The organism is Shewanella carassii (genome assembly GCF_002777975.1).
Lineage (GTDB): Bacteria > Pseudomonadota > Gammaproteobacteria > Enterobacterales > Shewanellaceae > Shewanella > Shewanella carassii.
The window spans coordinates 103,714-129,965 of sequence record NZ_NGVS01000004.1 but is presented as its reverse complement, the minus strand read 5'-3'; the positions used below and the strand labels follow the sequence as shown (position 1 = coordinate 129,965).

Sequence of the window (26,252 nt, the reverse complement as noted above, 5' to 3'; positions counted from 1 at the left end):
TTGATTGCGTTGACGGCACAGTTATCCGTGGCCGCAAAGACATCATCACTATTTGGGTTCAGGGCCCAGGGCCAATTGAAGCTTGTCATCTTGTTGCTCTCATTATCTGTTCGGTTGTCTTTGCCTGAGGGTTCAGGCTTCTTCAATGGCCAGAGCCAGATCTTTTATTTCATAAATTCGCAGGCCATCTTTGGCTAGCCAGGCATCGGCTGTCAGTGTGACTCTGTCCGGCGTATCTTCTATGGCTGTGATATGCAGCTCCAGCGACATCTGCCGGTTCAGGGGATTGATCTGACCGCGGTATTTCCACTGTACCTGACTCAGGCAATGGGCGAATCTTGGGTTACTGAATTGGCTTCCAAGCCCGGCGTCCAGAGCAAAGGCACTCAGGAGTTCCAGCATGGCTTCCACTCCGAGCGAGCCCGGCATCACAGGGTCCTGATGGAAATGGAAGCGGAAGAACCAGTCAGCGGCATCGATTTTGCGCTCGCCATAGATGTAACCCAAGCCGGAATGGCCGCCTTGGCGGCAGATGCGGATAGAATCGACAAAGTTGAGTCGACCGCCCGGCAGGCGCAGGTGTTTTTGCTTCCAAGAACCATGATAGAGAGCGCAATCGGCAGCGCGAAGATCATAGCTTACATCGGCCTCAAGCCCCTGCTGTTTATCCCAGGGCTCGGTCACCTTGCCGTTATCCAGCCCCAACTGGTTTTTCAGCGCCTCGGCCTTGAAGTAACCAAATACTGCCTCGCCTTTATAGAAGGGTTCACCATCGGCGCTGAGCACAAAGCTGAAACTCTGGATGATGTTGGTGCCCGCCTTGACAGTGCTCAGCAGACGCGAGTCGTTGCTGATGGTCTTGCCACGCAGGTCAAGCCGGCGCAGCAGTGTGCCTTTACCGTCGAGGTTACGGAAGAAAAGCTCAGTGTCGCCATAGCCCAAGGTGGTGCCCATATAGCCGGAAATAAAACCGTTGGGCTGCAGCGCTATCTCCATCAAAATCGAGTAGGGCATATGCGCCGGGTGACTGTTTTCACTGAAGTACCAAGCCTTGGGCGGCACTTCATATTCGCCGATACAGGAGGCCGGAGACTTGAAGTCGCCGCGCTTGCCAATCACCTGTGTCACCCTGGTGGTGAGCTGCAGATCGCCGCAAGGGGTGCGCGGTGGGATAAGCCCGCGGTAGGCGGCAAAGTCGGGGCCGAAGCAGTTCTCAATATCGCCGGTGGCGAACTCGAACATGTGCCAGGGGGTAAAGGGCGCAGTATCGGGTGTGCGATTTGAGTAGTCCGGCGTTACTGGTGCCGGAACATGCCTGACCGGGAGCACGCCGTGAATGGGCTGAGAGTCCGGGCAGCTTTCCTGGCTCATCAAGGGGGCATTGATGGACGCCTGGCGTCCGGCGTTCAGCGCCTCGTTAGCATCACTTGCCGAGGCGGCAGGGTGTTGCGGCTTTCCGCTGTACTCCTGGTCACTCACTACACTGTCATCGGCGTACCTGTGACAGTCTTCATCTTCTTTGAGCATGACGCCCAGATTCTGAAAGTCCACCACCGCCTTGCCGTCGAGCAAGATCTCAATATTAGCCTTGGCCCAGGGACAGGGGGTCAGTCCTATTTCGGTGACTTCCATCCGATAGGTGAGACGATTGGATTGCGGCTGTACCTGTCCGCGGCAACGCACCTTCTGCGGCGCACTTTCCAGTGGTTGGAAGCGGCCATTGCGGGTGTGTTTGTGCAGGCCAAGATAGAGCATATAGAACTGCAGCAACTGACCGCAGCCCTCGGCCATCAAGGAGCCGGCCATCACCTGATCGTCCTTGAAATGACAGGGGAAATACCAGTGATCCGGCTCCAGTTGCTTGTGCCCTTCAACCAGACCCAGGCCCCAGGCGCCGCCACTTGACTCAACTCTGCTGACCTCTTCGATCATCAGGAACTTTTCCGAGGCAAAACACAGCGAGGCTTGGCGGTAACCCAAGTCATGTGAAGGGCCAAAGCAGGCGCCGATATCACCGCTCAGCAGTTGCCTCATCCGCTGATAATCAAATATCTGTTGTTTACAGTGGATCAAGGGCTGGAATTGGCGCTTGTTCGCCATCGCTAGGTTGCGGGCCTTGATCTCCTCTTCGGTGCGGATGACTCCTTTGCCATCGGCCAGCTCGGCATCGGTGAAGAAACCGGCGCAGCCGTTGTCCATCTTGAGGATCAGACGTTCGCCGACAAAACACTCGTAGGAGAAGAAAAACAGCAGGGTATCGCCGTTGCGGGCGAAGTGATTGATGGAGATGTCGTATCTCAGGGTATCACCGCCACGGGGCAGATCGCCGAGGAAGGTGAGGGTACAGTCGAGCAAACGGTAGACCCGCTCGCCCTTGTTCTCCAGATCTATGCCGAGATAGCTTATCAGCATCAAGTCGCACTGGCCCGACTCCACGGCCACCGCCCAGGGGATCTGGCCATCGACCAGATAGGGGGCGTCCACGGGAATATCATACTCCGTGGTCATGGTGCTCGGCTTGTATTCGCCAAGACGGGCATTGAGTTTAGTCACCCTGGAGACCAGCAGATAATCTGTGGTGGGCAGTCGCACCCGGCGGCGGTAGCTGTCAATCACGGCATACTCGGGGCCGAATACCGGCGCTATGTCGCCCTCGGCGTATTGCACCAGATCCTGATAATTCCAGATACAGGGTTTGTCCTTGGGCACTTGGGATGTCGCTTTGGGGGTAATGGTTTTGGCAACAGCTTCTGCAGCCGTTTGGACCGAGTCATTGGGCGTGCGCGCTGGCAAAGGTGCTACTGAGGCGGAGTTTTGGGCTGTCGAGCGCTTGTCTTCTGAGCCGATATTTTCGGCGCTTAAGCAGTTTTCGGCCGCAGCTCCGGCGCCCAAGAGGGCGCTGGCCAGTGCCAGTCCGGTTTCACGACTCTTGAGAAAGGCCTGATGCGCTTCACGTGCCAGCCGTTGATTATCTGCCAGTGCCTGCAGGTGCGCTTCGGTAGCGGCTCTATGGGGTGCGGCCGCAATTTTATCGCCGGGCACGGATTGTCTGAGAGCTGATGGGGCGTGCTGATTGTTCACCGGGCTGAGCTCCTGAGTGAGTTCACTGTTAACTTGTTGGTTGCTGGTGTGTATTACCGGCGCGGCTTGGGCTTGAGTGTTCTTTGCCTGGGCAAGCTTTTGGCGAATGCCGGTCTCGTGTTTAAGCTCGGCGGTGGCGATATGCTGCTCTATGGCGTCACCGCCAAGGGTGATGGTTTGCCACAGCTGGCGAACATTTGTGTCGGCTATCTTTGGACTGGGCTTTTCACTGGCCCCTTGACGGTTCTTTTTATTCTGCGTGCGGAGCGCCTGTTGCAGGCGCGCCTTTTGCTCCGCCGACTGTTGCAAATTAACCGCGGCGCAGCGGCGCTCACCATCTATCAGCAGGGTGTGGGAATCTTTATCCCTATCCTGGGTCAGGCGCAGCAGCGAGTGCAGCAAACTGGCCATCCCGGCGGCGGCAAAGCTGTGCCCCATACGCGAGACGGCGCTGTGGCTGGTGGCCGCGAGACGACGAAAAGCCTTGAAGCTGGGGCTGTGCTCATCTACTTCAGGCTGTGCGTCCCGGCAAAGTGCTTGCTCCCTTGAGTCTGCCGCAGAGAGAGTCTCAGTAGCTGTTAATTCCACTGATGAAAACGGCTTGAAGCTCAGCTCTGTCAGGGCGCCGTAGCGGCCGCTTTGATGCGCAACTGACGGCTTCAGCACCAAGGCGCCGGCGCCTTCACCCGGTAACAGTCCAAGCTGCTGCAGACGCTTGCCCGAGTGCAATACCCGCTCGGCGCTGCCGGCGAGATCCACCGCGGCCACTACTACGGCGTCCAACGCCTCGGTGCGGCAGAGATTGGCGGCGACTTCCAACGCCCGGGGAACCGATAACTCGGCGGCCGAAATACTGAAAGCCGGGCCGTTGAAATCCCATTGGGAGGCGACCCGGGAGGCCATGATGTTGCCTATATAGCTGGTGTATTGATTGAGGCTGGCGCTGGGCAAAACGCTGTCCATCGCCAAACGCTCGAGTTCGAGATACTCATCTTGGCTTAAGGTGATGCCGGCATCGTTAAGGCTCTGGCTAATCTGGCTATGCAGATTAACCCTGCCGCGGAACTGATGCAGCTCAAGCTCGGTTTCCATGGCGACCAACACAGCCACCCGGCCACCCATGGGCAGATGGGCATCGCGAATCGCATCATCGGCTACCTTGAGCAGCAGTAATTGCTGCGCCACCAGTCTATCTCCCGGATGGGGCGGCAGGCGGAATTTGAGGAAATCCAGTTCAAATTCGTCTATGTAGCCGCCATTGGGAGCCTGTTCAAGCCCCATGCTGGAGAGCAAAGAGCGGTTGCGCTCCAGGCCTTTCCAGCGTTTGGGTGGCAGCGCTCTGGTGGCCGTTTGCCCTTTGGCTATCAGTTTGGCAAGCGTCTCGAGCGAGTCGGCGGCGCCGAAATGCGCGGCGGCGCCCTCAATCGCCAGGCCGTCAGCGCCCTTGTGTTCAGCCGTTCCCGGCGAAGGTTTGGCTGGAATAAACTCTTTGGCAGCATCTGGCCCTGTGAGCAGCAAGTGGGCGTTACAGCCTCCGAATCCGAACACAGACACCCCGGCAACCGAGCCGGGATTGCCCGCTTTGGTCGGCCAGGGGATGGCGCTGCGCACTATATTGTGCTCGCCAAACACGCCGGTGGGCGAGCTCAGTGGCGCCGATATTCTCACCGAGGCAGGTAACAGCTTGTGTTTCATCGACAGCAGTAACTTGATGATGCCTGCCATACCGGCAGCGGTCAGCAAGTGGCTGAGATTGGACTTGACCGAGCCGATTTTAGGCGCGGCACAGCCTTCCAGACGGGGGCCGAAAAACTGCTCCATGGAGCTGAGTTCCACCTTGTCACCCAGAGGCGTGCCCGTGGCGTGGCACTCAATCACCTCCACCTGGGATGGCGCGATATTTGCCGCCTCGGATGCCCGTTCAAACGCCAGTACCTGGCCCTTGCTGGCGGGGCTTAAGACAAACTGGCCGCGACCATCGTTGGAAAGCCCTGTGCCTCTGATTATGCCGTGAATGTTATCGCCATCCCTTTGGGCATCGCTCAGGCGCTTGAGCACCAATACGCCGCAGCCTTCACCGGCAAACAGGCCGCCGGAATGGTTATCCAGCGGGGCGCTTTGGCCCGACTCGGGGAAGGCCTGGAAAATGGAAAAGCCCATATGGATAAAGAAGGGATCGGCACCGCTGACGGCACCGGCCAACATCACATCGGCGCTGTGGTTACTGAGATAGTCGCAGGCCAGGCGCAATGCATAGACTGAGCTGGCGCAGGCGGCATCCAGGCTCAGGCTGGGGCCGCCAAGGCCCAGGCAATCGCACAGCAGTTCAGAGCCCTGGGCGGCGATATCCGTATCCCAATGGCGAATGCTTGCATCTGTGCCTGGGCCGGTATTTGCGTCTGTTCCCGCATCTATGGCTGACGCCAATGGCGGCATGCCGGGGAAACGCCGTCGCAGCGCCGTATCGACACTGTGATGATACAGCGGCAAAAAGGCCTTGTTGGAAGCTCGGGTCGGGAACGAAAGCGTGCCCATCACGGCGCCGCAGCGCGCCAAGTCGGAAGCGTTTTGCGCTGGGGTTAGCCCGGCGCTTTGCAGGGCCTTGCGGGCGCAATCGAGTGCCCACAACAGGTGCTGATCCCAGGTTTGGGCACCCGTTGCCATTTCATCCGCTGATCTGGCATAGCCCTCGGGCGAGAAGTTTAGCTGGCGAATATAACCGCCCTGATCACAATAGAAACGGTCGCTTTGGCCTTTTGCGCCTTGATAATCGCTGACTCTGGCGCCCAATTGGCTGTCATTCAGAGAGCTGATGGCATCCCGGCCTTCACTGAGCAGTTGCCAGAAGGCGTCCAGATCCTCACAGCCCGGGAAGCGGGCGGCCATGCCAACTATGGCGATGGGCTCGGCTTGTTTACTTGTCACTCTGTTCTCACTTTCTCACGTCACTAAGTTTATCGGGCCGGGCAAGCTGTGGATACAGCGCCGCTGTGGCCAGTGGGACCCTGTGGCTGATGAGTCGAGCCAGGGCCTTGAGTAATGCTTTGTTGTCGGCGGCGCCGCTATGCTTGCGATCGCAGCCAAAGGCCTTGATATCGCTGGAGAGCTGTTTTCCGGCCATCGCCTGGATAATGCTGCTGGTTTGGCTGTCGGCGCCGACCTCCAGAAACAGCTGCGCGCCATGTTTTCGGGCCCGTTGCAGCAGCGACTCCAGATTGAGTGGCTGGCTGAAACAAGTCGCTATGGTCTCGGCTATCTGCTGGCGCTCAAGCCTGGCAGGTTTGAGCGGCTGCTCGCTGCCGGCGCTGATATAGATGGGCTGCGGCTGTTCAAGCTCGCCCGAGAGTGGTCTGTCATAAAAGTCGGTCAATTCTGGCTTTACACGCAGGGCCGCCGGTGTGTGCATGGCGGTGACCCGGTTGGCGGCAACGCCGCGTTTGCCAAGGGACTTTATCAGTGCCCGGCACTGAGCCTCATCCCCGGCCAGCACGCAGCTAGGCCCCTGACGTATGGCGAGGTAGACCCGCGAGTAAGCCGGGTTTTGCAATAATGGCGTGATGCTGCCTGTATCAATGCGCAGCAGAAAACTGTTCCAGCAGATGGCATCTCTGGCATCGAGTTGCCACTCCTGGCGCACGGCTGTGAGCGCGCCCGAGATCTGCTCTGAGAAAATCCGGCTTTCCAGCGTAGGTTTAACCAAAGCAAAAGGCTTGTCCCAGACGCCATTGGCGGCAAACATGGCCGCTTCGCCCATGGAGTAGCCGATGGCAAAGGCTGGGCGGAGCTTGAACTCCCGCCGCAGTATCTGCGTCAGCAGCACACTGGCGCCGACCCCGGCAACGGCCTGCTCGGCGAGTGTCATTGTTGGCGCCGGACTGGGTGCGGCCTCTGCTTTATCGCTCAAGGTTGTTTCTTTGGAAGCATCGCTCAAGGCTGTTGGCAGCAGGGTGGATAGGGCGACATTTTCGGCTGTTGCCGCGGCCTCAAAATCGGCATAACTGTTGGGAAAGGCCTGTTTTAAGGCGCTGAGCATGCCATGGTAAGCCGTGCCGACACCCGGGTAGACAAAGCAGAGGCGAGCAGGGCCCAGTGGCTTGGCGCAAAAAACGCTGCCATTTGGCGTAATAAGCTCAAGCTCTGGCAGTTCGGCCAAAGACGTTATTTTTTGAAGCTGACCCATGAGCAATTCGCTCTCGGCAATAAGCTCGGTGGCATCTCGGCCAATAAGCACCAGCGAATAGTATTCGCCGCCCTCGGGCGCTGTGCCTGAAAAGCTCTGCTCCAGGGTTTTTAATTCATCCGTCAGCCTGCGCGCCAGAGCATCTGCGTTCATCGATTGGCTCAGGCGACTTTGGGCCTGCTGCAGCGCAGTTTGCGCCTCACTGAGCAGAGTCTTTGGGTTGGCAATCAAGGTCAGTGGCAAAAGCCAGGGCGCTCCTTGGGGGCAAAGGCTTGAGGTTAATTTTTTTCCAGAAGCCAAGCCGCTCACACCAGAGCTGTTCAGGCAAGAGTCGCTCAGGGCTTTTTTGTCATAAGAGCTGCTCAGGGTTGTTTTATCGCAAGAACCGCTCAGGGCTGTTTTATCACAAGAACCGCTCAAGGCTGTTTTATCGCAATAACCGCTCAAGGCTGTGCCTTGGCTGAGGATCAGCGCCATAGCCGGGGAGTTACTGGCCAGCGCCAGAGACTTGCCTTGAAAAGGCAATCCCGCCATTTTCTGCGCCAGGCGCCGCTTGGCAAATGCCTCCAGTTGCAGGCATAACGGCTCAAGTTCCAGCGATTGCTCCAGAAACAGAGTGTCCCTTTCTTCTATCTCCGGGCGTTTTGCCTGCTGCCAGGCCTGCTTAAGAAGCTGCTGCGGCTTGTGAGCGCCATGGCTTAAGGCCTGCAGCAAGGCTTGGGGATGCAGTCTTGCTTGCGCCGCATCGACTGCGCTTAGCAGCAATAGCCGCTGCTTTGATGGCAGCACCAGGCTCAGGCTTGCCCCGGCCTTGACCTCGGCCACCAGCCAAGGCCAGTCGGGAACCTGATTGTTATCAAACGCGATAGTGCGCAAGGCAGCCCTAAGCTTGGGCGCCAGGCTTTGCTCCTCTTCGACCAGGCACAGCGCCAGCCGCAGCGGCTTTTCGGCCGCAGACTCAGCTGGCTTTACTCCAATGTGAGGCATAGGGCCTATCGCTTTGCTCAAGGCCTTTCTCTATTAGCTGTGGCGGCTTTGGCCGGTTCAAAGGCGGCGTTGAGCCCCTTGCTAATGGTGACCTTGGCATTTTCCAGCCCGGTTTGCAGCTGGCCCTCGGCGTTGAACAGGGCCAGATCGGCGCTGAGCTGACGGCTGGAGTGCTTGGTCACCTGCAGGCGAATAAGGCCGGTGTCATTTTCAGGTAGTAGGGCGTTTTGCCAGAGCGCCGCCAGGGAAGAGGGCAGGCTGGCGGCATCGTATTTGAGCCGGGCCCAGATCAACATGGCCTGCAGCAGTGCGTCTTGCTGGATCAGGGCGCGATCTTCGCTCGATGCGGCTTCCGGTAGCCGGTATCGGCAGCTAAGCCCTTGATCGTCAAACTGCAGCACCTCAGTAATGGCCTGCAGCTGCGGGCCATGGAACAGGGCGCCGCTGTGATAAAGCTCACTGCCTTGACGCACTTGGAGCTCACCTTCGCCGATCTCGGGCCCACTTTCACCTGTTTCGGGCATAGAAACATGTGTCAGTGGCTGACTGGCGGGCTGCTGTATTAACGGCTGCTGTATTAACGGCAGCAGGGTCGCCTGGTACTGAGGCCGCTCATCACAGCTGATGCTCGCCTGCAGCTCGCCATCGGTTCCCAGAGTCAGGTTGAGCTGCAATCGCTTTTCATCACTGTCAAACACCACGCCTTTGAGCAGCTTATAGTCCACGGCGCGCCAATCGCCGCCAAAGAGGCTCTGGGCACTTTGCAGCATCCACTGGAGCGCGCAGACAGTCGGCCATACCGGATTGCCGCCAATGCAGTGATCTTCCAGCAGCGCCAGCTCCTGGCGCTTGATGCTGCGACTCAGGGTTTGCGGGCTAGCTTGGGCCTCTGGCGCATCTGTGTGGTTCAGGCCTTGTTTACCCCCCGGGCCTTGCATGCTGGAGCCAATCAACAGCTGCGGCTCCGAGCGGGCCAGAATCGCCTCGGCAAACAGCTTGGCACCGGCTTCTCTTGGGATCACATAGACGCCGCGGGACTCAAACATCTGTTTCAGCGCCGCGTTGACCATGCCGCCATCCCAGGGGCCCCAGTTGAAACTGATCACTCGGGTGGTTGGCAGCTCATGATGCAGCCGATGAGCGGTTTTATTGAGAATTTCATTGGCCATGGCGTAGTCGCTCTGGCCTGTGTTGCCGTAGAAACCGGCGGCGGAGGAAAACAGCGCCAACAGTTTTAAGTGCTTGGCGGCCTTTTTGTTTGGCGCCAAGGTACTGAGCAAGGCGGAGAGGCCGCCAACCTTGGTGCCTGTAACCAATTCGAGTTCGGCGAGGGTCTTGTCGGCGATGTGTTTATCGGCCAACACCCCGGCGCCGTGAATCAGCCCGCTGATAGGCGCCAATGCTTGAATGGGCGCCAGTGTGGATGCGACCACATCCGGGTTACTGACATCCAGGCTCAGGTATTCGGCGCTGGCACCTATGGCCTCAAAGCGCTTGAGCGCTGCGTGAATCTCAAGCGCGTTGACCAGAGGTTTTATCAGGGCTTCCACTTCCTTGGGCGAGGGCTTTTGCCCCCTGGCCATTAGCGCAGTGATTGCGGCTGCTTTTAGCTGACCGCTCTCAAGCCCCTTGGCCCAATCGGGAAAGGCTTCCAATGCCAAGGCCTTGCTGCGACCGGCGAGAATAAAGTGACTGCCACTTTGGTGGGCCAGCGCCAGGGCACAGTCCAGGGTGACGCCTTTTGCGCCCCCGGTCACCAGTATTTTATCTGAACTATCGAGTCTGCATGGCGCCAGGCTTGTATCGGCAGCATTCTGGTCATCGGCCGAAGTCGCTACCAGGGTCACTCTACCGGCGGCGCTTTTGCCCCACTCCAACGGATCCTGACTCGGGCTGTAGAGCGCATCCATGACTTGCGAGGCCAGCGCCGAGGCATCAAGCTCAGGAGCAAGATCCAACGCGCGGCAATGCACCTGAGGCCATTCCTGCGCCAGGGTCTTGGTTAAGCCAAACAGGGCGCTCTGATTCAATTCACAGGGCTGACCGCTGAAACCCAGCTGACCATCCATGCGCGCCACAGTGATAAAGGCGCGGCGGCCTTTTGTCGGCGCTTGCCAGGTTGGGCTCAAATGCTTGGCGAACAGGAAGCTCAGTTGTACCTGAGTCTTGGCCGTGATGCTGAGCGGCATCAACTCCTCGAGTTGTTCCCGCGGCAGTTGTGGCTGCAGATGGATATAGATGGCCACTTGCTGTTTGAGCCCGGCGATGAGCGCCTTGACTCCGGCATCATCATTGCTGGTCAGAGTCAGGATTGGCAGCTTGCTATCCAGCGCCGATTGCGAATCGGTTGCCGCCGGGCGCACCAGAGTGACACTGATGCCACTGTCGGTCAGTTTCTTGGCCAGGACTCCGGCGTTGTGGCCGTCATCGAGCAGCAGCGCACAGCTGTTCGCGGCAAACAGAGCCTCGGCGCTTGCGCCTGAGAATCTATCTGCCGCCGGCAGCTTTTTTAGGCTGACTCCCGAATGGGGCGGCAAGGCCACACTCGGCTGAGTGTTTGGCGTCTCATCGGTTTGGGTTAGCGGCTCGGCGGCATGCTCAGCGTTTGAACCGGCAAAACAATCTATGATCTGCCCCAGGGTGCGGCATTCGCTTAAGCTTGCGGCGTCCAGCTGTGGCAGCTCTGGCAATTGGTCCTGCACTGTGCCGAGAATTTCCACCCGCTTGATGGAATCGATACCGAGATCGGCCTCCATATCCATCCCCAGCTCAAGCATTTCGGCCGGGTAGCCGGTCTTCTCAGCCACTACCTGCAGCATGATTGCCGTGATATCACTCTGATTTGAAACTGGCTCAGGCTGCGCGCTTGAATCCACTCCGGCGCTTTGCTGCAGATAATCGACTATCTGCCCCAGGGTGCGGCATTCGCTTAAGGTGGCGGCATCCAGAGGCGGCAGCTCAGGCAATTGGTCCTGCACTGTGCCGAGAATTTCCACCCGCTTGATGGAATCGATACCAAGATCGGCCTCCATATCCATCCCCAGCTCAAGCATTTCGGCCGGGTAGCCGGTCTTCTCAGCCACTACCTGCAGCATGATTGCCGTGATATCACTCTGATTTGAAACTGGCTCAGGCTGCGCGCTTGAATCCACTCCGGCGCTTTGCTGCAGATAATCGACTATCTGCCCCAGGGTGCGGCATTCGCTTAAGGTGGCGGCATCCAGAGGCGGCAGCTCAGGCAATTGGTCCTGCACTGTGCCGAGAATTTCCACCCGCTTGATGGAATCGATACCAAGATCGGCCTCCATATCCATCCCCAGCTCAAGCATTTCGGCCGGGTAGCCGGTCTTCTCAGCCACTACCTGCAGCATGATTGCCGTGATATCACTCTGATTTGAAACTGGCTCAGGCTGCGCGCTTGAATCCACTCCGGCGCTTTGCTGCAGATAATCGACTATCTGCCCCAGGGTGCGGCATTCGCTTAAGGTGGCGGCATCCAGAGGCGGCAGCTCAGGCAATTGGTCCTGCACTGTGCCGAGAATTTCCACCCGCTTGATGGAATCGATACCAAGATCGGCCTCCATATCCATCCCCAGCTCGAGCATTTCGGCCGGGTAGCCGGTCTTCTCAGCCACCACTTGCAGCATCAGTGCCGTCACATCACTAGCTGTGTTTGATTGAATCGGGCTTGGCTGAACGCTTGAATTCACTCCGGCGCTTTGCTGCAGATAGTCGACAATTTGCCCCAGGGTGCGGCATTCACTTAGAGTTGCGGCGTCCAGCGGCGGCAGCTCAGGCAATTCATCTTGTACTGTGCCCAAGATCTCCACCCGCTTGATGGAATCGATACCAAGATCGGCCTCCATATCCATCCCCAGCTCGAGCATTTCGGCCGGGTAGCCGGTCTTCTCAGCCACCACTTGCAGCATCAGTGCCGTCACATCACTAGCTGTGTTTGATTGAATCGGGCTTGGCTGAACGCTTGAATTCACTCCGGCGCTTTGCTGCAGATAGTCGACAATTTGCCCCAGGGTGCGGCATTCACTTAGAGTTGCGGCGTCCAGCGGCGGCAGCTCAGGCAATTCATCTTGTACTGTGCCCAAGATCTCCACCCGTTTGATGGAATCGATACCAAGATCGGCTTCCATATCCATCCCCAGCTCGAGCATTTCGGCCGGGTAGCCGGTCTTGTCGGCCACCACTTGCAGCATCAGTGCCGTGACATCATTCTGATTTGCATGAGCAGTGTTTGATTGAGCTGCATTTGATTGAGCCCGGGGTGGCTGAACACTGGTGTTCACTCCGGCGCTTTGCTGCAGATAGTCGACAATCTGCCCCAGGGTGCGGCATTCGCTTAGGGTGGCGGCGTCCAACTGTGGCAGCTCAGGCAAGGCATCCTGCACTGTGCCGAGAATTTCCACCCGCTTGATGGAATCGATACCGAGATCGGCTTCCATATCCATCCCCAGCTCCAGCATCTCTGTGGGATAGCCTGTCTTGTCGGCCACCACCTGCAGCATCAGTGCCGTCACATCACTAGCTGTGTTTGACAGGGCTGGGCTTGGCTGAATTGGCTCGGGTTGCACACTGGAATCCACACCGGCGCTTTGCTGCAGATAATCGACGATCTGTCCCAGAGTGCGGCATTCACTCAAGGTTGCGGCGTCCAGCGGCGGCAGCTCAGGCAATTCATCTTGTACTGTGCCCAAGATCTCCACCCGTTTGATGGAATCGATACCAAGATCGGCTTCCATATCCATCCCCAGCTCGAGCATTTCGGCCGGGTAGCCGGTCTTGTCGGCCACCACTTGCAGCATCAGTGCCGTGACATCATTCTGATTTGCATGAGCAGTGTTTGATTGAGCTGCATTTGATTGAGCCCGGGGTGGCTGAACACTGGTGTTCACTCCGGCGCTTTGCTGCAGATAGTCGACAATCTGCCCCAGGGTGCGGCATTCGCTTAGGGTGGCGGCGTCCAACTGTGGCAGCTCAGGCAAGGCATCCTGCACTGTGCCGAGAATTTCCACCCGCTTGATGGAATCGATACCGAGATCGGCTTCCATATCCATCCCCAGCTCCAGCATCTCTGTGGGATAGCCTGTCTTGTCGGCCACCACCTGCAGCATCAGTGCCGTCACATCACTAGCTGTGTTTGACAGGGCTGGGCTTGGCTGAATTGGCTCGGGTTGCACACTGGAATCCACACCGGCGCTTTGCTGCAGATAATCGACGATCTGTCCCAGAGTGCGGCATTCACTCAAGGTTGCGGCGTCCAGCGGCGGCAGCTCAGGCAATTCATCTTGTACTGTGCCCAAGATCTCCACCCGTTTGATGGAATCGATACCAAGATCGGCTTCCATATCCATCCCCAGCTCGAGCATTTCTGTGGGGTAGCCGGTTTTGTCGGCCACCACTTGTAACATCAGCTCTTCGACACCTGTGCTTGGCTTGGCTGTGGTTACGGCTACTGCTGGGGCTGGAGCTTGAGGCCGACTCTGTAGCACTTGGCTTGGTTGCTGGGGCGTGCTCGCTGCTTTGACTGGCGCTGCGGCGTGAGTTACAGGCGCTGCAGCCTGGGCGGGCACTGGCACAGACACTGGTGCTGCTTGGGCCTGCTCTATATTGGGCAAAACAGCATTGGGCAACACAGAATTTGGTAACACAGCGCCGCCCTGAAGTTGTTGCAACAACTGCTGGGCGCCGAGATTTTGCGACTGAATAAAGTCGTTGTGGATCTTTAAAGTCTCGGCCTGGTGCTGGTGGAACATGGCCAGGGTCTGATTGAGGCTGTCAGGAATCGCTTTGCCAGCCGTCGCCAGTTTTACTTGCTCGGCGAGCAGTTGCTGCACACTGTTGCCATATTGCAGTGGGATATTCAGAAACTGCTGATGCAGCTCGGCCAACTGTTGCTGGGCGCTGAAAAACTGCTGTAATCCGCTGCCGCTGTTTGCTGGGAGGCCGTTTGCAGCTTGTGGCGCTGTAGCTTGGCTCGGTTGACTCGGGTTCTGGCTTGCGGCCGCTACTGGGATCTCGACGATTTTTTCCACGACTTTCTCGACTATTTTTGTCTGTTGACTGACCCGGCCCTCTTTGAGTGAGGCCGCCATCTTCTGGGCGGTCGCCGGGCTGATATAGTTACTGGCACCGAGCTTGATTGTCATCGGTGAGGCCTTGTGTTTGGCCTGGGTTTGTACGGCGCGATAGGCATCGGGATCTGTCAGAGGCAGGCCCGCCAATGCCAGGCTGAGCAGGGCTTGCTTCAGCTCAGTGTCGGCGGCCAGTGAATCGATACAGCTTGGGTTGTCCAGCGACAGGAACAGGCATTCGGCAGCGCGATCGCCCAAGGTGGCTTGTGCCAACCTGGCCAGGGTGTTTTTCGGGCCAAACTCGACAAATATTCTGGCGCCGTCCCGGTACATGCTCTCTATCTGCTCACTGAAGCGCACCTGCTTGAGCATATGCTGCTCCAGGTTGGCTCTGAGGCTTTCGGCATCCTGTGCCAGCTTGTCACCTGTGGCATTGACATACAGAGGCGTTTTCGCATCGCTCAAGCCCTGGTGGGCAATCGCCTCGGCAAAGGGTTGCTGCGCATGGGCCACCAGCGGAGTGTGGAAGGCACCGGATACCGGCAGCGCTATGGCGCGCAAACCTGCCTCGTTCAGCTTGAGGTTGAGCCGGGCCACCGCTTCACTCGCGCCGGCAATCACAAGCTGAACCGGGCTGTTGATATTGGCTATCTGCACCTCGGGTTCAGTCTGCAACAGTTGCTCGAGCGTATTGCGCTCAGCGGCTGAAGGCAGGATAACGGCGCTCATGGCGCCCGGATCTTTATCTTCGGGGACACTGGCCATGGCATCGCCTCGGGCGAAGGCCAGCGCGTAATAGCTCTCACGGCTCAAGGCACCAGCGGCGCGTAGCGCCGACAGCTCACCAAAGCTGTGACCGGCCAGCATATCCGCCTGGAATCCGGCCTGGCAAAACAGAGTAAACTGCCCCATGCCGAGGGCGCCAATGGCGCTTTGGGCAAAGCGGGTATTGGCCAGTGCCAGTTCATCCTCTTTGTTGGCCTGGGGCGAGAATTTGGCTATCGGGAACACCCGCGCCGACAAGGGGCCCATGCCGTACTTGTCGGCTATGCCCTGGCGGGAAAACTCACGGTCGGCGGCGGCAAATTCGGCGCGAAGCTCGGGATAGAGCTGGGTTAGCCCAGAGCCCATCTGGAGATACTGACTGCCTTGACCGGCAAACAGGGCGGCGGTCTTGGCCTCAGTCAAAGGCCCACTGCGGTACTCGACTCCCTGATGTTGCCAACGGGTTTGCGGCTGTTCTTCAGCCGTGCTTTGCAGCTTGTTCAAGGCCTGTAGCAGCTTTTGCTGCAGCTCTATGGTGTCGCAGGCAAGGAGTCCCAGCCTGGGGCCTTGTACCTGTGTCTGGCTGCCGAGGCGATAGGGCGCGCACAGGGTTTCAAGGTCGTCATGGGCATCTGACTCCAGCGTCTTGAGCAGAGCGGTTATCTCTTGAACTAGCGCCGGTTTGTCCGGAGCGCAAAACAGCAGCGGCAAAGGCGTGCGTCTCAGGCGAGCGGGTTGCTTGGGTAATTCGGGGCTGTGCTCTTCCAATACCAGGTGGAAGTTGGTGCCACCAAAGCCAAAGGAGCTGACGGCGGCGCGCCTCGGTGTACCGTCGGTTCTTGGCATCCAGGGGCGGGTTTGAGTGTTGAGATAGAAGGGCGATTGCTCCACTGCCATCTTGGGATTGGGCTGCTTTACATTGATGGTGGGCGGCAACACCTTGTGATGCAGTGCCAATGCCGCCTTGATCACCCCGGCGGTGCCGGCGGTCGACTTGGTATGGCCCACCTGGGACTTGATTGAACCCAGCGCAATGTGCTGCAGCTCAGGATTATCCTGACTCATTACGGCGTTGAGGCCGCTGAATTCGGCCACATCACCGGCGGCCGTACCTGTGCCGTGGGCTTCCATCAGGCCCAGAGTATGGGGCGGGAACCCGGCATCATCGTAGGCCCGCCGCAGCGCCTTGGCCTGGCCTTCGGGGCGCGGCGCGTAAATGCTCTTGAACTTGCCATCGCTGGAGGCGCCAACCCCTTTGATCACCGCATAGATGCGGTCACCGTCGCGTTCGGCATCATCCAGGCGTTTCAGCGCCACCATGCCTATGCCTTCGCCTATCATCATGCCGCGGGAGTCGGCGTCGAACGGCTTTATCTGCTCGTCGCTGGTAAAGGCCGGGGTCTTGGAGAAGCTCATGTACATATAGGCGGAGTTGTCGGTGCAGACGCCTCCGGTGAGCATCATATCGCTGCGGCCTTCGGTCAGCTCGGTGAGCGCCATTCGCATTGCCGCCAGAGAGCCGGCACAGGCGGCGTCGACCACACAGTTCATGCCGCCGAGATCGAAACGGTTGGCAATCCGACCGGCGATAACATTGCCGAGTGACCCCGGGAAGGAGTTTTCCTCCCAGTGTATATATTGGTCCTGGAATTTGCGGATCAGCATTTCGCTGTCCTGCTCACTGACGCCACTCTCGCGAAACACCTTTTTCAGCACAGGGTATTGCAGCCTGGCATTGAGGCTTTGGCTGATCTTCTGGCCACCGCCAATCCCCAAGGTGATACCGATGCGGTCGCGGTCATAGTCCGAGCCTTCATGGATACCTGCATCCTCCAACACCTCTTTGGCTACCACCAGCGACAGCAGCTGCGAGGTGTCGGTCAGTTCGAGGATATTAGGCGGCAGACCAAACTCCATGGGGTTGAAATCCACTTCCGGGATAAAGCCGCCGCGCTTGCAGTAACTCTTGTCGGCGGCTTTCTTGTCGGGGTCAAAATAGTCGGCCACTTGCCAGCGGTCGGCGGGCACTTGGGTGATGGCATCTATCTTGTCGCAGATCAGATCCCAAAACTGGTTCAGATAACGGCTGCCGGCAAACAGGCTCGCCATGCCGACTATGGCAATCGGCGTGTCTTTCAGCCTTTTGTTGAGGCGTTTGTCTATCTGAGAGGCTTGTGCTTGGCTCATTGAGCATCTCCATTGGTGGCTGCAAGTTGCGGCCTGGGTTTGCGCCCTGCCTTGGCGGCAGCGGGAAACCTGGATTGGAAAATATGATAGTTGCGTACCAGCAAGCGGCGCAGTGCAAACGGGGCACGCTTGAGGACGTAGGCTATGTAGCGGTCGGCGGCGTGGGTGTCGTCATCCTGATAGATGTCGACATAGACCCAGCCGCTGACGGGATCCATCCCTATGAGTACCGAATGGGTCTGTTGGCCAATGGGAATACTCATGGCTTCGACCTGAACCACAGTGTGTTCATCGGTACTGGGCAGCATCAACGCATCGGCGAGCGTTTGGCTGTTGAGGGTGTAGGTTTGCATCTTGCTGCCGCTGTAGACCGGCAGCTTATTGAAGTGTTTCGGCGGCAGCGAGTGCGCAGCATCAATATTGTCGAGCCGGGACGCGCCGTGGCGTTTCAGACAGCGGGCCAGCCCGGAGCGCGAAACATGGGGATTGATAAACTCTTGGGTGACTTGCAACAGCCTGTCCAATGGCAGCTTGAGCTGCCAACGCAGTCCGACAACCACATATTCCTGAATATCGCTCAGGGTAGTATTCAGATGATGCGGGGTATGGGATTGATCCTGGGTCGACTCGCGTTTACGCCACTTGCGAACGGTTGCTTCACTGATATTCAGTAACCGTGCCAGTTGGCTGACATTGAGCTCCGACTCCTGGATAAAGCGGCGCATTTCCGGGGTGGTGGTGGCATTGCGATGGCGCCGTTTTCCGGTTTGAGTTTGCTTCATAATCAGCTGGGACTGGGCCCTTGGGCTTCCTTTCTCGCCTGTCTGCTATGGTTGCAAACTTCCACAATACTGAGCGTCAGGCTGTTATTTCAGTAACAGGTGAAGCAGATTACCAGTGCCTGCCACTCGATACAATCATCTGGGACTGAAAATCCTGCTTTTGTTTTAAGGCTCTTACTCGCAAATGAGTCCGGAATGACTTGTTGTTGATTTGTTTTTAAATTGATATAACTTGGTTGTTTTGGTTTTTTGTGCTGTAAAAATGGATATCTGATACCTATTTATCCCTAATCCCCTGTGATCTGTTGCCGCTTATATTGCAGCTTATGTTACAACCTGGGTATCTGCCTTTAGGGCAGCTGGATGAACTGGCATCAGCAACAGAAATGGAGAGTGTCAGGTGTATTTAACAAAAAATAATCTATTGGGAATGGCGAGTGCGGCCTTGTTTACAGTACTTGGCGCCGGTTGCAGTGGTACCAGTGCCACGACCGCCGAGTTGTCGCCAGAGGACGCGGCCCGTCAACAAAGACTCGATGAACAGGGATACCGCTGCGATCGGGTTAGGGTCACCGGCAGCAATATTCCCAACCGCCGCTGTACAACCGCCCAGCAGCGGGAAAGAGAGCGGGAAGAGGCGAGAGCCTATGTCGATAAAATGAATCAGCAAAACATGAATGATTAGCACTTGAGACCGAGGGGGAGGCCAGGGCAAAATAGCCTACTCCCCCTTGGTTTTGGAGCCTCCCATCAACGCCGTGCAGCTCTTTTTGTATCCCTTACGCCCGAGTGAGCCTTTAAAACTCAAAGATCTGGCGCTGTGCCTGACGCCGGCCGAGCGGGAAAAGTTTGCCCGAATAAGCCATAAAGAGGTAAAGCAACGGGCAATAACAAGTCGCGCCTTGCTGAGAAAGACCCTGAGTACTCAAGCGCCGCTTGCAGCCCGGGAGTGGTGTTTCGATTATGGTCCCCAGGGTAAGCCGCGCCTTTGTGATGAGCAGTTTCAACAGACTCAGCTGCATTTTAACCTCAGTCACAGCGGTGATTGGCTGCTGTTGGCATTGCTGAAACATCCTTCCCCTGAGTTGCAGCTTGGCGTCGATATAGAGCGTTTACGGATGCGCACGGCTATCGATACTGTGATGCGCCACTATTTTGCGCCTTTTGAGCTGCAGCAGTTACGAAATCTGGATGATGCCGCGCGGCGAGAGGCGTTTTTCGACCTCTGGGCCTTGAAAGAGTCTTATATCAAGGCGACCGGCAAGGGGTTGGCGCAGCCGCTTGATGGGTTTGCGTTCGACTTGAGTTCCGGGGAAGCATGCTCGGCCGAGCGGCCTGCCGAGATTGCTTCGATGCGCCGTGGGCTTTTGTTAAAGCCTAAGGAAAACACCCGATGGCAGAGTTGGCTTGGCCATATGGAGCCGGGTTATCGATTGGCCCTGACCCTTGGGGCGCCTGCAGCCATCAACTGGAAACTGCAATGGCACCTTAGCGGCTGAGTCTGCACGCGTCGCGGCGTTGGCAATGATGGTCATTATTACCGCTCCGAGGCTCACTTTTTTACCTGCGATGGTATATTCGTAGTGGTGAATTTACCTCAAGGAAACAAAACTATGCTGAAATTGACAAAGTGGAGTGCTGTGTGGGTATTGGCTCTGGCAAGTGCCACGGCTAACGCGGCAGAAGGAAACGTGGCGGCCGAGGTCAAAATGGGGGGCGAACGTGTCACCCTGATGGGGAAGTTGCCTGAACTCAACCAGGCGGCCCCCGGTTTTAAGGTCGTGGATGACCAGTTTGCCCCAGTGACCTTAAGTGACTTCAAGGGCAAGACAGTGCTTATCAGCGCGGTTCCCAGTTTGGATACCGGCGTTTGTGCCTTGCAGACCAAGAGATTCAATAAAGAGTTTGGCAAGTTTGATGACTCTGTCGTCATGTTGACAATCAGTGAGGATTTACCCTTTGCTCAGAAGCGTTTCTGCAAAGTGGAGGATGTCCATAAAATCAAAGTGCTGTCTGATTCGGTTTGGCGTGACTTTGGCAATAAATATGGTTTGCTGATCCCTAATCGTGGTTTATTGGCCAGAGCGATATTTATCATAGATGCCAGTGGTAAGCTTAAGTATCGTGAGCTGGTGGCAGATGTGTCTCACCACCCTGATTACGATGCAGCGCTCAAAGCCCTGAAGGCAATCAATCAGGGCTGAATGTCAAAACGCCGGCTTATGAGCCGGCGTTTGCTATGTTGAATAACCCTGGTGATGCGGTTCGGTCAGTCCGGATGTGGATCTGATCCGGTTTGATAGTCGAAGGTTGGCATGGCCCAGTGGTACTTGATAGCCAGCATCCGCAAACTGAATCCCAGAGTGAGACACAGACTGAGATTGATCCATTCCGGCAATTGCCATTGCGATAGAACCACGTAGAGTCCCGCGGTGATGATAGAGATCACTGCATATAACTCTTTGCGGAAGATGAGCGGCATTTGATTACAGAGAATGTCGCGAATAATACCGCCAAATGCTCCGGTAATCACTCCCATCACTACGGCGACCACAGGGCTGAAGCCCAGCAGCAGTGTCTTTTGGGCTCCGACAATCGAAAATACCGCCAGGCCAAGCGCATCGATTGCCAGAAACAGTTTCGACAAATAGCGCATTACGGGTGCGATAATCACTGTCAGCAGCGAAGCAAAGCCAATGGCCAGCAGATAATGCCAGTTTTCTACCCAGATCAGCGGATAGTTACCCAGCAACATATCTCTGAGCGTGCCGCCCCCTATGGCGGTGGCACAGCCCACTATGACTACGCCAAAGAGATCCATCTGTTTTCTTCCCGCCGCCAATGCGCCGGTCATTGCTTCGGCCAGTACACCAATCAGCCAGAGTATGGCGATAAACTGAGCTTCTTGCATAGTATTCGTATCAAAATCACAAAGGATCTGAATTTTGCCGTAAAGAAAACCGCTTTAACAGCGATTTTAATTAAAAATTTGGATTAGTTTTATTTATCTCAAAATTTCATCTAAATAATAAAGATTCTATATTTTTATGATTCAAATGGAATTTTTAAACAAAAGTTCATGAATATTACTGTGTCATTTTGGGTTTTGCTTGTTCTCAATTTGTTTGGATTTGTTTAGCCGTTGAACTTGATAAAAATCTAAGTTAACTGAGGGGCGGTTTCGTGGGTGCTGTACAGCTGGGTTGGAGAGCGCTAGAGTGCTCTGGCCCAAATGGTGTCAGTTAACGGGCAAGGAAAGTGAATTGGGGGAGAGATGATAGATTTCAGAAGTGATACTGTGACCCAACCTACTGCCGCGATGCGCCAAGCCATGGCGACCGCGCAGGTAGGGGATGATGTTTATGGCGATGACCCTACGGTTAACCGCCTCGAAGCCATGGCCGCCGAGATGTTCGGTTTTGACTCTGCCTTGTTTACCAGCTCTGGCACTCAAGCCAACCTGCTGGCGCTCATGTCCCACTGTGAGCGGGGTGATGAATATCTGTGTGGCCAACAAGCTCATAACTATAAGTTTGAAGGCGGTGGTGCGGCCGTGCTTGGCAGTATTCAGCCTCAACCACTGAATAATCAGGCCGATGGCAGCATAGCGCTTGAAGATATTCGCGCCGCCATTAAACCCGATGATTTTCACTTTGCCCGCACTCGCCTCTTGAGCCTGGAAAACACCATAGGCGGCAAGGTATTGCCGCAGGAATATCTGGCCAAGGCGCAGCAACTGGCGTTCAATCACGGTTTGAAAATCCATCTCGATGGCGCTCGGGTGGCCAATGCCGCTGTGGCGCAGGGGCTGGAGATAGCCGATATAACTCAATATTTCGACTCGGTATCCCTCTGTCTCTCCAAGGGGTTGGCTGCGCCGGTTGGCTCTTTATTACTGGGGGATGAGAGGCTTATTCATAAGGCGCGTCGCTGGCGGAAGATGCTGGGTGGTGGGATGCGCCAGGCCGGTATTTTGGCCGCGGCAGCCGAGCTGGCATTAACCGAGCAGGTGGCACGTCTGGCAGAAGATCATGCCAATGCCAGGGCTTTGGCTGAAGGTTTGAGTCAGTTGCAAGAGTTAACCTTGGATATGAGCCAGGTACAAACCAATATGGTGTTTGCCACTCTGGCCGAAGAGGTGGATATCCAGGCGTTGGTCAAAGGCTTGCTACAAGAGGGAGTGCGCATCAGCGGTGCCCGACAGCTACGCTTGGTGACCCACAAAGATATTAGCGCCGCCGATATCGACAAGACTTTGCTGGCCTTCAAGCGGGTGCTCAGCCAGGTTTGAGCTCGAACCATTGCGGTGCAGCAGGCGTGTTTCTGGTGCATCGTAATGGCATTTACTCGCAAAGTGTTATGTAACTTATTGAATTGTAATGATTGAAAGTTTGGTGTCCAATTTGCTTTAGTTCAAGTGAGAATTCCAATCACAGGCGAACACGAGGACATAAACATGAAATACTACAGTCGGCGTTTGGTTAAACACGAGCATCTCAACCCGGCGGGAGCCCTGTTCGGCGGCCAGCTAATGAGCTGGATTGATGAGGAGGCGGCCATCTTCGCCGCTTGTCAGATGAAGAGTGTCAGCCATGTGACCAAACTTATCTCGGAAATTAACTTTATGACCCCGGCCAAGCTTGGTGATGTGATTGAGTTCGGCCTCGAGCTTATCAGTCTGGGTCATACCTCGATCACCATTCGCTGCGAAGTGCGTAATAAATTGAATCTGGCACCGATAGTCAGCATAGATAAGATGGTCTTCGTCAATGTCAATCAAGCCGGTTTGCCCGTGCCTCACGGCATGCGAGCGAACGCAGCTTGATAATTGGCTGGCAGGAGGCTGAGCCGCGCCAGTACAGTCAATCTTGCAGTTCTTCCTTGACTGACTTGGCGGCATCACGGGAAGCGTGGCCGATTTCTCGGGTCACATCCCGAGTGGTGTGGCCTATCTCTTTGGTGACTTCTTTAGTTGTATGACCTATAGAGCGGCCGGTTTCCTTGAGTTCGGCACAGGCGCCAAGGCTGAGTAATGCAGCAATAAGCAGTATTGTTTTCATCATTTTATCCTTATAGCTTACCGGTCAGTTGGGCGTATTTTACCAGCAGTTCATCTTGGGTTTCCTGATGTTCGGGATCCTTGTCGATACAGTCGATAGGGCAGACAGAAACACAGGTGGGATTGTCATAGTGGCCAACACATTCGGTGCAGCGCGCAGGATCTATCTCGTAGATCTCTTCACCCATAGTGATGGCTTGATTGGGGCACTCTGGCTCACACATGTCGCAGTTAATGCAGCTGTCATCAATGATTAAGGCCATTGCCTTGTATTACCTCGGAATTGTTATCCTGCTATGCAGGCTTTAGTCAACGCATGACATACAACCTAAGGTGCCCTGCGTAATTCATAGCGGTGATTTTATCACAGGGCCGGGGGCTGTCGGCAAGACTATTGCGCAGCGCCGCTTGATGCAGCTGGAGTGGGCTTGGAGAGAGAAGCATGTTGTCGGGCGGTTGTGCTTCAACAGCGGAGGCTATAAAGGACTTTGGCTTTGGTGGTGGCGCCGCAACTCGTCTCAGTCTCGATATTTGGCCTTTTGCTTCGCTTGGCTAGTTGCTATTGGGGGGAGATTGCTCCTGCAGGGGGTGCTGCAGATATTGCTGGTAAGTATCCTCGCCCCAGGCCTGGAGTCGACCATCTTTGAATAACAGTGGGGTGCACTCATCTTTGGTGGTCTTGCCGTCTGATTTGACATGCTGGGTGCGGTAGAAGAGCACTTGCAGCGACTGACCATGGGTTTGCATGGCTTCGCTGAAATCGGCTCTACCCAGGGTTTCCATGGTTTGTTCCAGTGTTTGCCCCAGTTGCAGCTCGGAAACCATAGACTGGTTATAGGCTTGCCTGTCTTCCCAGCTCATCTCTTCCGGCTTGGGCTCATAGAAGAGAATAACCACGGCAACGAAGAGCAGATAGGCGATAAAGATGCTGCCGATAATCACAGGGGCCTTACCTTTCATACGTTTTTTCCATTTTATTGTTTAAGTTGAGCGCTGAGAGTCTTCGCTTTCTTTGACTCTATACTGGTTCAAGCGAATATTAAGTTCGAGATCCGTGCGCAGTTTTGCCAACCGATAGCTGAGGCGCGCCATCTCCTTGCCTTCGGTTAGCTTTTTGGCTTGCTTGGCGCCCAAAGTATCGAGCGCATTGTAGACATTGGCCAGGGTGCGAAAGCTTCTGAGCAATTCGCCGGCCGTCTTGGGACCTATTCCCTGGATGCCGGGGATCTTATTGCCACTGTCGCCGCTGAGGGCCATAAAGTCCAGCAGCTGGCTCTGCTCTATGCCGAGTTTTTGCTCCAGTGCGGCAATATCCATGGCGGCGCCATTGAAATGATCCCACAGCAGTAAACGCGGTAACCTCAGCTGGCAAAAGCCCTTGTCGGTAGAGACGATAATCGCCTCACCACCGTGCAGGCACAACTTGCTGGCCAAGGTGGCGATAACATCATCGGCTTCCGATAGCGCATTGATGGAGCCTATTCCCGCTTCGGCCAATGCCTGTTTCAGTGCCGGCAGGCCATCGGCCAAGGCTTGGGGCATAGGCTTGCGGCCTTTCTTGTAATCCGGATACAGGCGTTTGCGCCAGGATTCTTCATCGCCGTCCCAGACAATGGCCACATGGGTAGGACTGTGCTGGCGAATAAGCTTCTGGCAAGCATTGCGGCTGCGTTCGGTCAGCCCTTGCATGTCGGCATCATCCGGCTGCGCCGCATGTAGGCGGCGCACCAGATTCATGCCATCGATAATCAGTAATCGGTTCATTTCATTATTTGATAACAGGGCACATAAGCAGAGCCCGGCAACTTCATTCTTTGTTGGCTGACAAAGGCGCCCAGTAATTTATCCATCAAAGCCATCAACTCAGGGTCTCCTTTTAACTTGAAGGGGCCCAAGCGTTCGATGTTTTTCATGGTGTTAGCCTTAACATTACCGGCCACTATACCTGAAAATGCCTTGCGCAGGTTGGCTGCCAGTTCAGCTTTATTGCTCTGGAAGTGCAGGTTGAGGTTTTCCATCACTTCATGAGTGGGCACAAAGGGCAGTTGGAATTCAGGTTCTATCTTGAGACTCCACTGGTATTGGTAGGCATCGCCGGTTTTTTTGCGATGACATTTTACCTCTTCCATACCCGCTCGCATGACGCGTGCGACCTGAGGCGCATCATCTATGATGATTTGGTATTTCTGCTGCGCCTGCTCGCCAAGGGTGGCGCCGATAAAGGCATCGATTTCGCGGAAATAGGCTTCGCTTTCTTTGGGGCCTGAGAGCACCAGCGGGAAGGGAATATCGGCATTTTCACGATTGAGCAAGATACCCAGAAGATACAGTAGTTCTTCTGCGGTGCCGGCACCGCCGGGGAAAATGACGATACCGTGCCCCAGACGCACAAAGGCCTCCAGGCGTTTTTCAATATCCGGCAGAATCACCAGTTCATTGACGATTTGGTTGGGCGGTTCGGCGGCGATAATGCTCGGCTCGGTCAGGCCTATGTAACGGGCGTTATGAATACGCTGCTTGGCATGACCGATAGCGGCGCCTTTCATTGGCCCCTTCATGGCTCCCGGCCCGCAACCGGTACAGATATCCAGCATTCTTAGCCCCAACTGGTAGCCCACCTCTTTGGTGTATCTGTATTCGGTATCGTTTATCGAGTGGCCGCCCCAACAAACCACCACATTGGGATCCTGCATCGGTGGAATGGCTCTGGCGTTTCTCAGAATATCGAACACCACATTGGTGATATGGCTGGCGTTGGTGAGGTTGATGTGTTTCAGGCCATCGTACTTGTTGCTGACGTAGATGATGTCCCTGAGTACGGCAAACAGATGCTCCTGAATGCCGACTATGATCTGCTCATCGACAAAGGCACATGCTGGAGGATTGATAAGTTCCAGCTTGATGCCTCGCTCCCGGCGCAATACATTGATTTCAAAGTCCTGAAATTGTTCAAACAGCTCCTTGGCATTGTCAGTCTGTTGCCCAGAGGCCAATACGGCTAAAGAGCAGTTACGGTAGAGTTGGTAAAGATCACTCTTGGCACTTTGTTTGAGGCGATCCGCCTCCAGTTGCGACAGTTGATCCATACTGCCGCGGGGACTGATCCTGACTATCATGATGACTCC

15 protein-coding genes are annotated in these 26,252 nt (G+C 56.0%); 5 read left to right on the top strand and 10 right to left on the bottom strand.

The annotated features are described in order from the left end of the window. Nucleotides 1–132: 132 nt before the first annotated feature. The 4 genes from CBE72_RS01420 to CBE72_RS01405 are packed head-to-tail and all read right to left on the bottom strand — an operon-like array spanning nucleotide 133 to nucleotide 18,068. Entirely contained in the window at nucleotides 133–6,006 is a 5,874-nt protein-coding gene (locus CBE72_RS01420) for a hotdog fold thioesterase (RefSeq protein ID WP_268239843.1), read from the bottom strand. A gap of 7 nt (nucleotides 6,007–6,013) precedes the next feature. Next, nucleotides 6,014–8,269 carry a PfaB family protein gene (locus tag CBE72_RS01415; RefSeq protein WP_100141974.1) on the bottom strand — a complete coding sequence of 752 codons (2,256 nt, stop codon included), beginning with the start codon at nucleotides 8,267–8,269 and terminating at the stop codon, nucleotides 6,014–6,016. Beyond that, complete coding sequence (locus CBE72_RS01410) at nucleotides 8,266–17,286, bottom strand: type I polyketide synthase (RefSeq protein ID WP_100141973.1); 9,021 nt, start codon at nucleotides 17,284–17,286, stop codon at nucleotides 8,266–8,268. The genes CBE72_RS01415 and CBE72_RS01410 overlap by 4 nt, the downstream gene beginning before the upstream one ends. Continuing rightward, nucleotides 17,283–18,068 (bottom strand): helix-turn-helix domain-containing protein, encoded by a 786-nt coding sequence (locus tag CBE72_RS01405; protein WP_039034214.1) that lies wholly within the window; start codon nucleotides 18,066–18,068, stop codon nucleotides 17,283–17,285. Before CBE72_RS01405 ends, CBE72_RS01410 begins: the two co-directional genes overlap by 4 nt. A 400-nt stretch (nucleotides 18,069–18,468) precedes the next feature. On the opposite strand from CBE72_RS01405, the gene CBE72_RS01400 reads away from it, so the two are divergent. From CBE72_RS01400 to tpx, 3 genes are all read left to right on the top strand, one after another. Continuing rightward, nucleotides 18,469–18,753, top strand: a complete 285-nt coding sequence (locus tag CBE72_RS01400) for a hypothetical protein (RefSeq protein WP_129978400.1) — start codon at nucleotides 18,469–18,471, stop codon at nucleotides 18,751–18,753. 85 nt (nucleotides 18,754–18,838) lie between these two features. Further along, nucleotides 18,839–19,567 (top strand): 4'-phosphopantetheinyl transferase family protein, encoded by a 729-nt coding sequence (locus CBE72_RS01395; RefSeq protein ID WP_157929016.1) that lies wholly within the window; start codon nucleotides 18,839–18,841, stop codon nucleotides 19,565–19,567. Nucleotides 19,568–19,681: 114 nt separating this feature from the next. After that, the gene (gene tpx / locus CBE72_RS01390) at nucleotides 19,682–20,272 is read left to right on the top strand and encodes a thiol peroxidase (protein ID WP_100141971.1); all 591 of its coding nucleotides are present in this window, start codon (nucleotides 19,682–19,684) and stop codon (nucleotides 20,270–20,272) included. 65 nt (nucleotides 20,273–20,337) lie between these two features. Here tpx and CBE72_RS01385 read toward each other — a convergent pair whose 3' ends face one another. Continuing rightward, nucleotides 20,338–20,979 (bottom strand): trimeric intracellular cation channel family protein, encoded by a 642-nt coding sequence (locus CBE72_RS01385; RefSeq protein ID WP_100141970.1) that lies wholly within the window; start codon nucleotides 20,977–20,979, stop codon nucleotides 20,338–20,340. A 363-nt stretch (nucleotides 20,980–21,342) separates the two neighbouring features. Between CBE72_RS01385 and ltaE the strand changes: the two genes are divergently transcribed. Together ltaE and CBE72_RS01375 are read left to right on the top strand one after the other, a co-directional pair. Beyond that, nucleotides 21,343–22,359 carry a low-specificity L-threonine aldolase gene (ltaE, locus tag CBE72_RS01380; RefSeq protein ID WP_100141969.1) on the top strand — a complete coding sequence of 339 codons (1,017 nt, stop codon included), beginning with the start codon at nucleotides 21,343–21,345 and terminating at the stop codon, nucleotides 22,357–22,359. 165 nt (nucleotides 22,360–22,524) lie between these two features. Further along, on the top strand, nucleotides 22,525–22,893 hold the full coding sequence (locus CBE72_RS01375; RefSeq protein ID WP_071237896.1) for an acyl-CoA thioesterase: 369 nt from the start codon (nucleotides 22,525–22,527) through the stop codon (nucleotides 22,891–22,893). 37 nt (nucleotides 22,894–22,930) lie between these two features. Here the strand turns inward: CBE72_RS01375 and CBE72_RS01370 are convergent, their stop codons facing one another. The 5 genes from CBE72_RS01370 to ppnN form a co-directional block, all read right to left on the bottom strand. Further along, entirely contained in the window at nucleotides 22,931–23,128 is a 198-nt protein-coding gene (locus tag CBE72_RS01370; RefSeq protein ID WP_100141968.1) for a hypothetical protein, read from the bottom strand. Between the two features lie 10 nt (nucleotides 23,129–23,138). Next, the gene (locus CBE72_RS01365) at nucleotides 23,139–23,390 is read right to left on the bottom strand and encodes a YfhL family 4Fe-4S dicluster ferredoxin (protein WP_028779037.1); all 252 of its coding nucleotides are present in this window, start codon (nucleotides 23,388–23,390) and stop codon (nucleotides 23,139–23,141) included. 289 nt (nucleotides 23,391–23,679) lie between these two features. Then, entirely contained in the window at nucleotides 23,680–24,087 is a 408-nt protein-coding gene (locus tag CBE72_RS01360; RefSeq protein WP_100141967.1) for a DUF3192 domain-containing protein, read from the bottom strand. Nucleotides 24,088–24,108: 21 nt separating this feature from the next. Further along, nucleotides 24,109–24,891, bottom strand: a complete 783-nt coding sequence (gene xni, locus CBE72_RS01355; RefSeq protein ID WP_100141966.1) for a flap endonuclease Xni — start codon at nucleotides 24,889–24,891, stop codon at nucleotides 24,109–24,111. After that, the gene (gene ppnN / locus CBE72_RS01350; RefSeq protein ID WP_100141965.1) at nucleotides 24,888–26,243 is read right to left on the bottom strand and encodes a nucleotide 5'-monophosphate nucleosidase PpnN; all 1,356 of its coding nucleotides are present in this window, start codon (nucleotides 26,241–26,243) and stop codon (nucleotides 24,888–24,890) included. The genes xni and ppnN overlap by 4 nt, the downstream gene beginning before the upstream one ends. Nucleotides 26,244–26,252: the final 9 nt, after the last annotated feature.

What these genes read in the sequence shown, in the direction of transcription:
- ppnN (WP_100141965.1), bottom strand. Translation starts at nt 26,243, where the DNA reads ATGATAGTCAGGATCAGTCCCCGCGGCAGTATGGATCAACTGTCGCAA.
- xni (WP_100141966.1), bottom strand. Translation starts at nt 24,891, where the DNA reads ATGAACCGATTACTGATTATCGATGGCATGAATCTGGTGCGCCGCCTA.
- CBE72_RS01410 (WP_100141973.1), bottom strand. Translation starts at nt 17,286, where the DNA reads ATGAGCCAAGCACAAGCCTCTCAGATAGACAAACGCCTCAACAAAAGG.
- CBE72_RS01370 (WP_100141968.1), bottom strand. Translation starts at nt 23,128, where the DNA reads ATGAAAACAATACTGCTTATTGCTGCATTACTCAGCCTTGGCGCCTGT.
- CBE72_RS01385 (WP_100141970.1), bottom strand. Translation starts at nt 20,979, where the DNA reads ATGCAAGAAGCTCAGTTTATCGCCATACTCTGGCTGATTGGTGTACTG.
- CBE72_RS01360 (WP_100141967.1), bottom strand. Translation starts at nt 24,087, where the DNA reads ATGAAAGGTAAGGCCCCTGTGATTATCGGCAGCATCTTTATCGCCTAT.
- ltaE (WP_100141969.1), top strand. Translation starts at nt 21,343, where the DNA reads ATGATAGATTTCAGAAGTGATACTGTGACCCAACCTACTGCCGCGATG.
- CBE72_RS01365 (WP_028779037.1), bottom strand. Translation starts at nt 23,390, where the DNA reads ATGGCCTTAATCATTGATGACAGCTGCATTAACTGCGACATGTGTGAG.
- tpx (WP_100141971.1), top strand. Translation starts at nt 19,682, where the DNA reads ATGCTGAAATTGACAAAGTGGAGTGCTGTGTGGGTATTGGCTCTGGCA.
- CBE72_RS01375 (WP_071237896.1), top strand. Translation starts at nt 22,525, where the DNA reads ATGAAATACTACAGTCGGCGTTTGGTTAAACACGAGCATCTCAACCCG.
- CBE72_RS01405 (WP_039034214.1), bottom strand. Translation starts at nt 18,068, where the DNA reads ATGAAGCAAACTCAAACCGGAAAACGGCGCCATCGCAATGCCACCACC.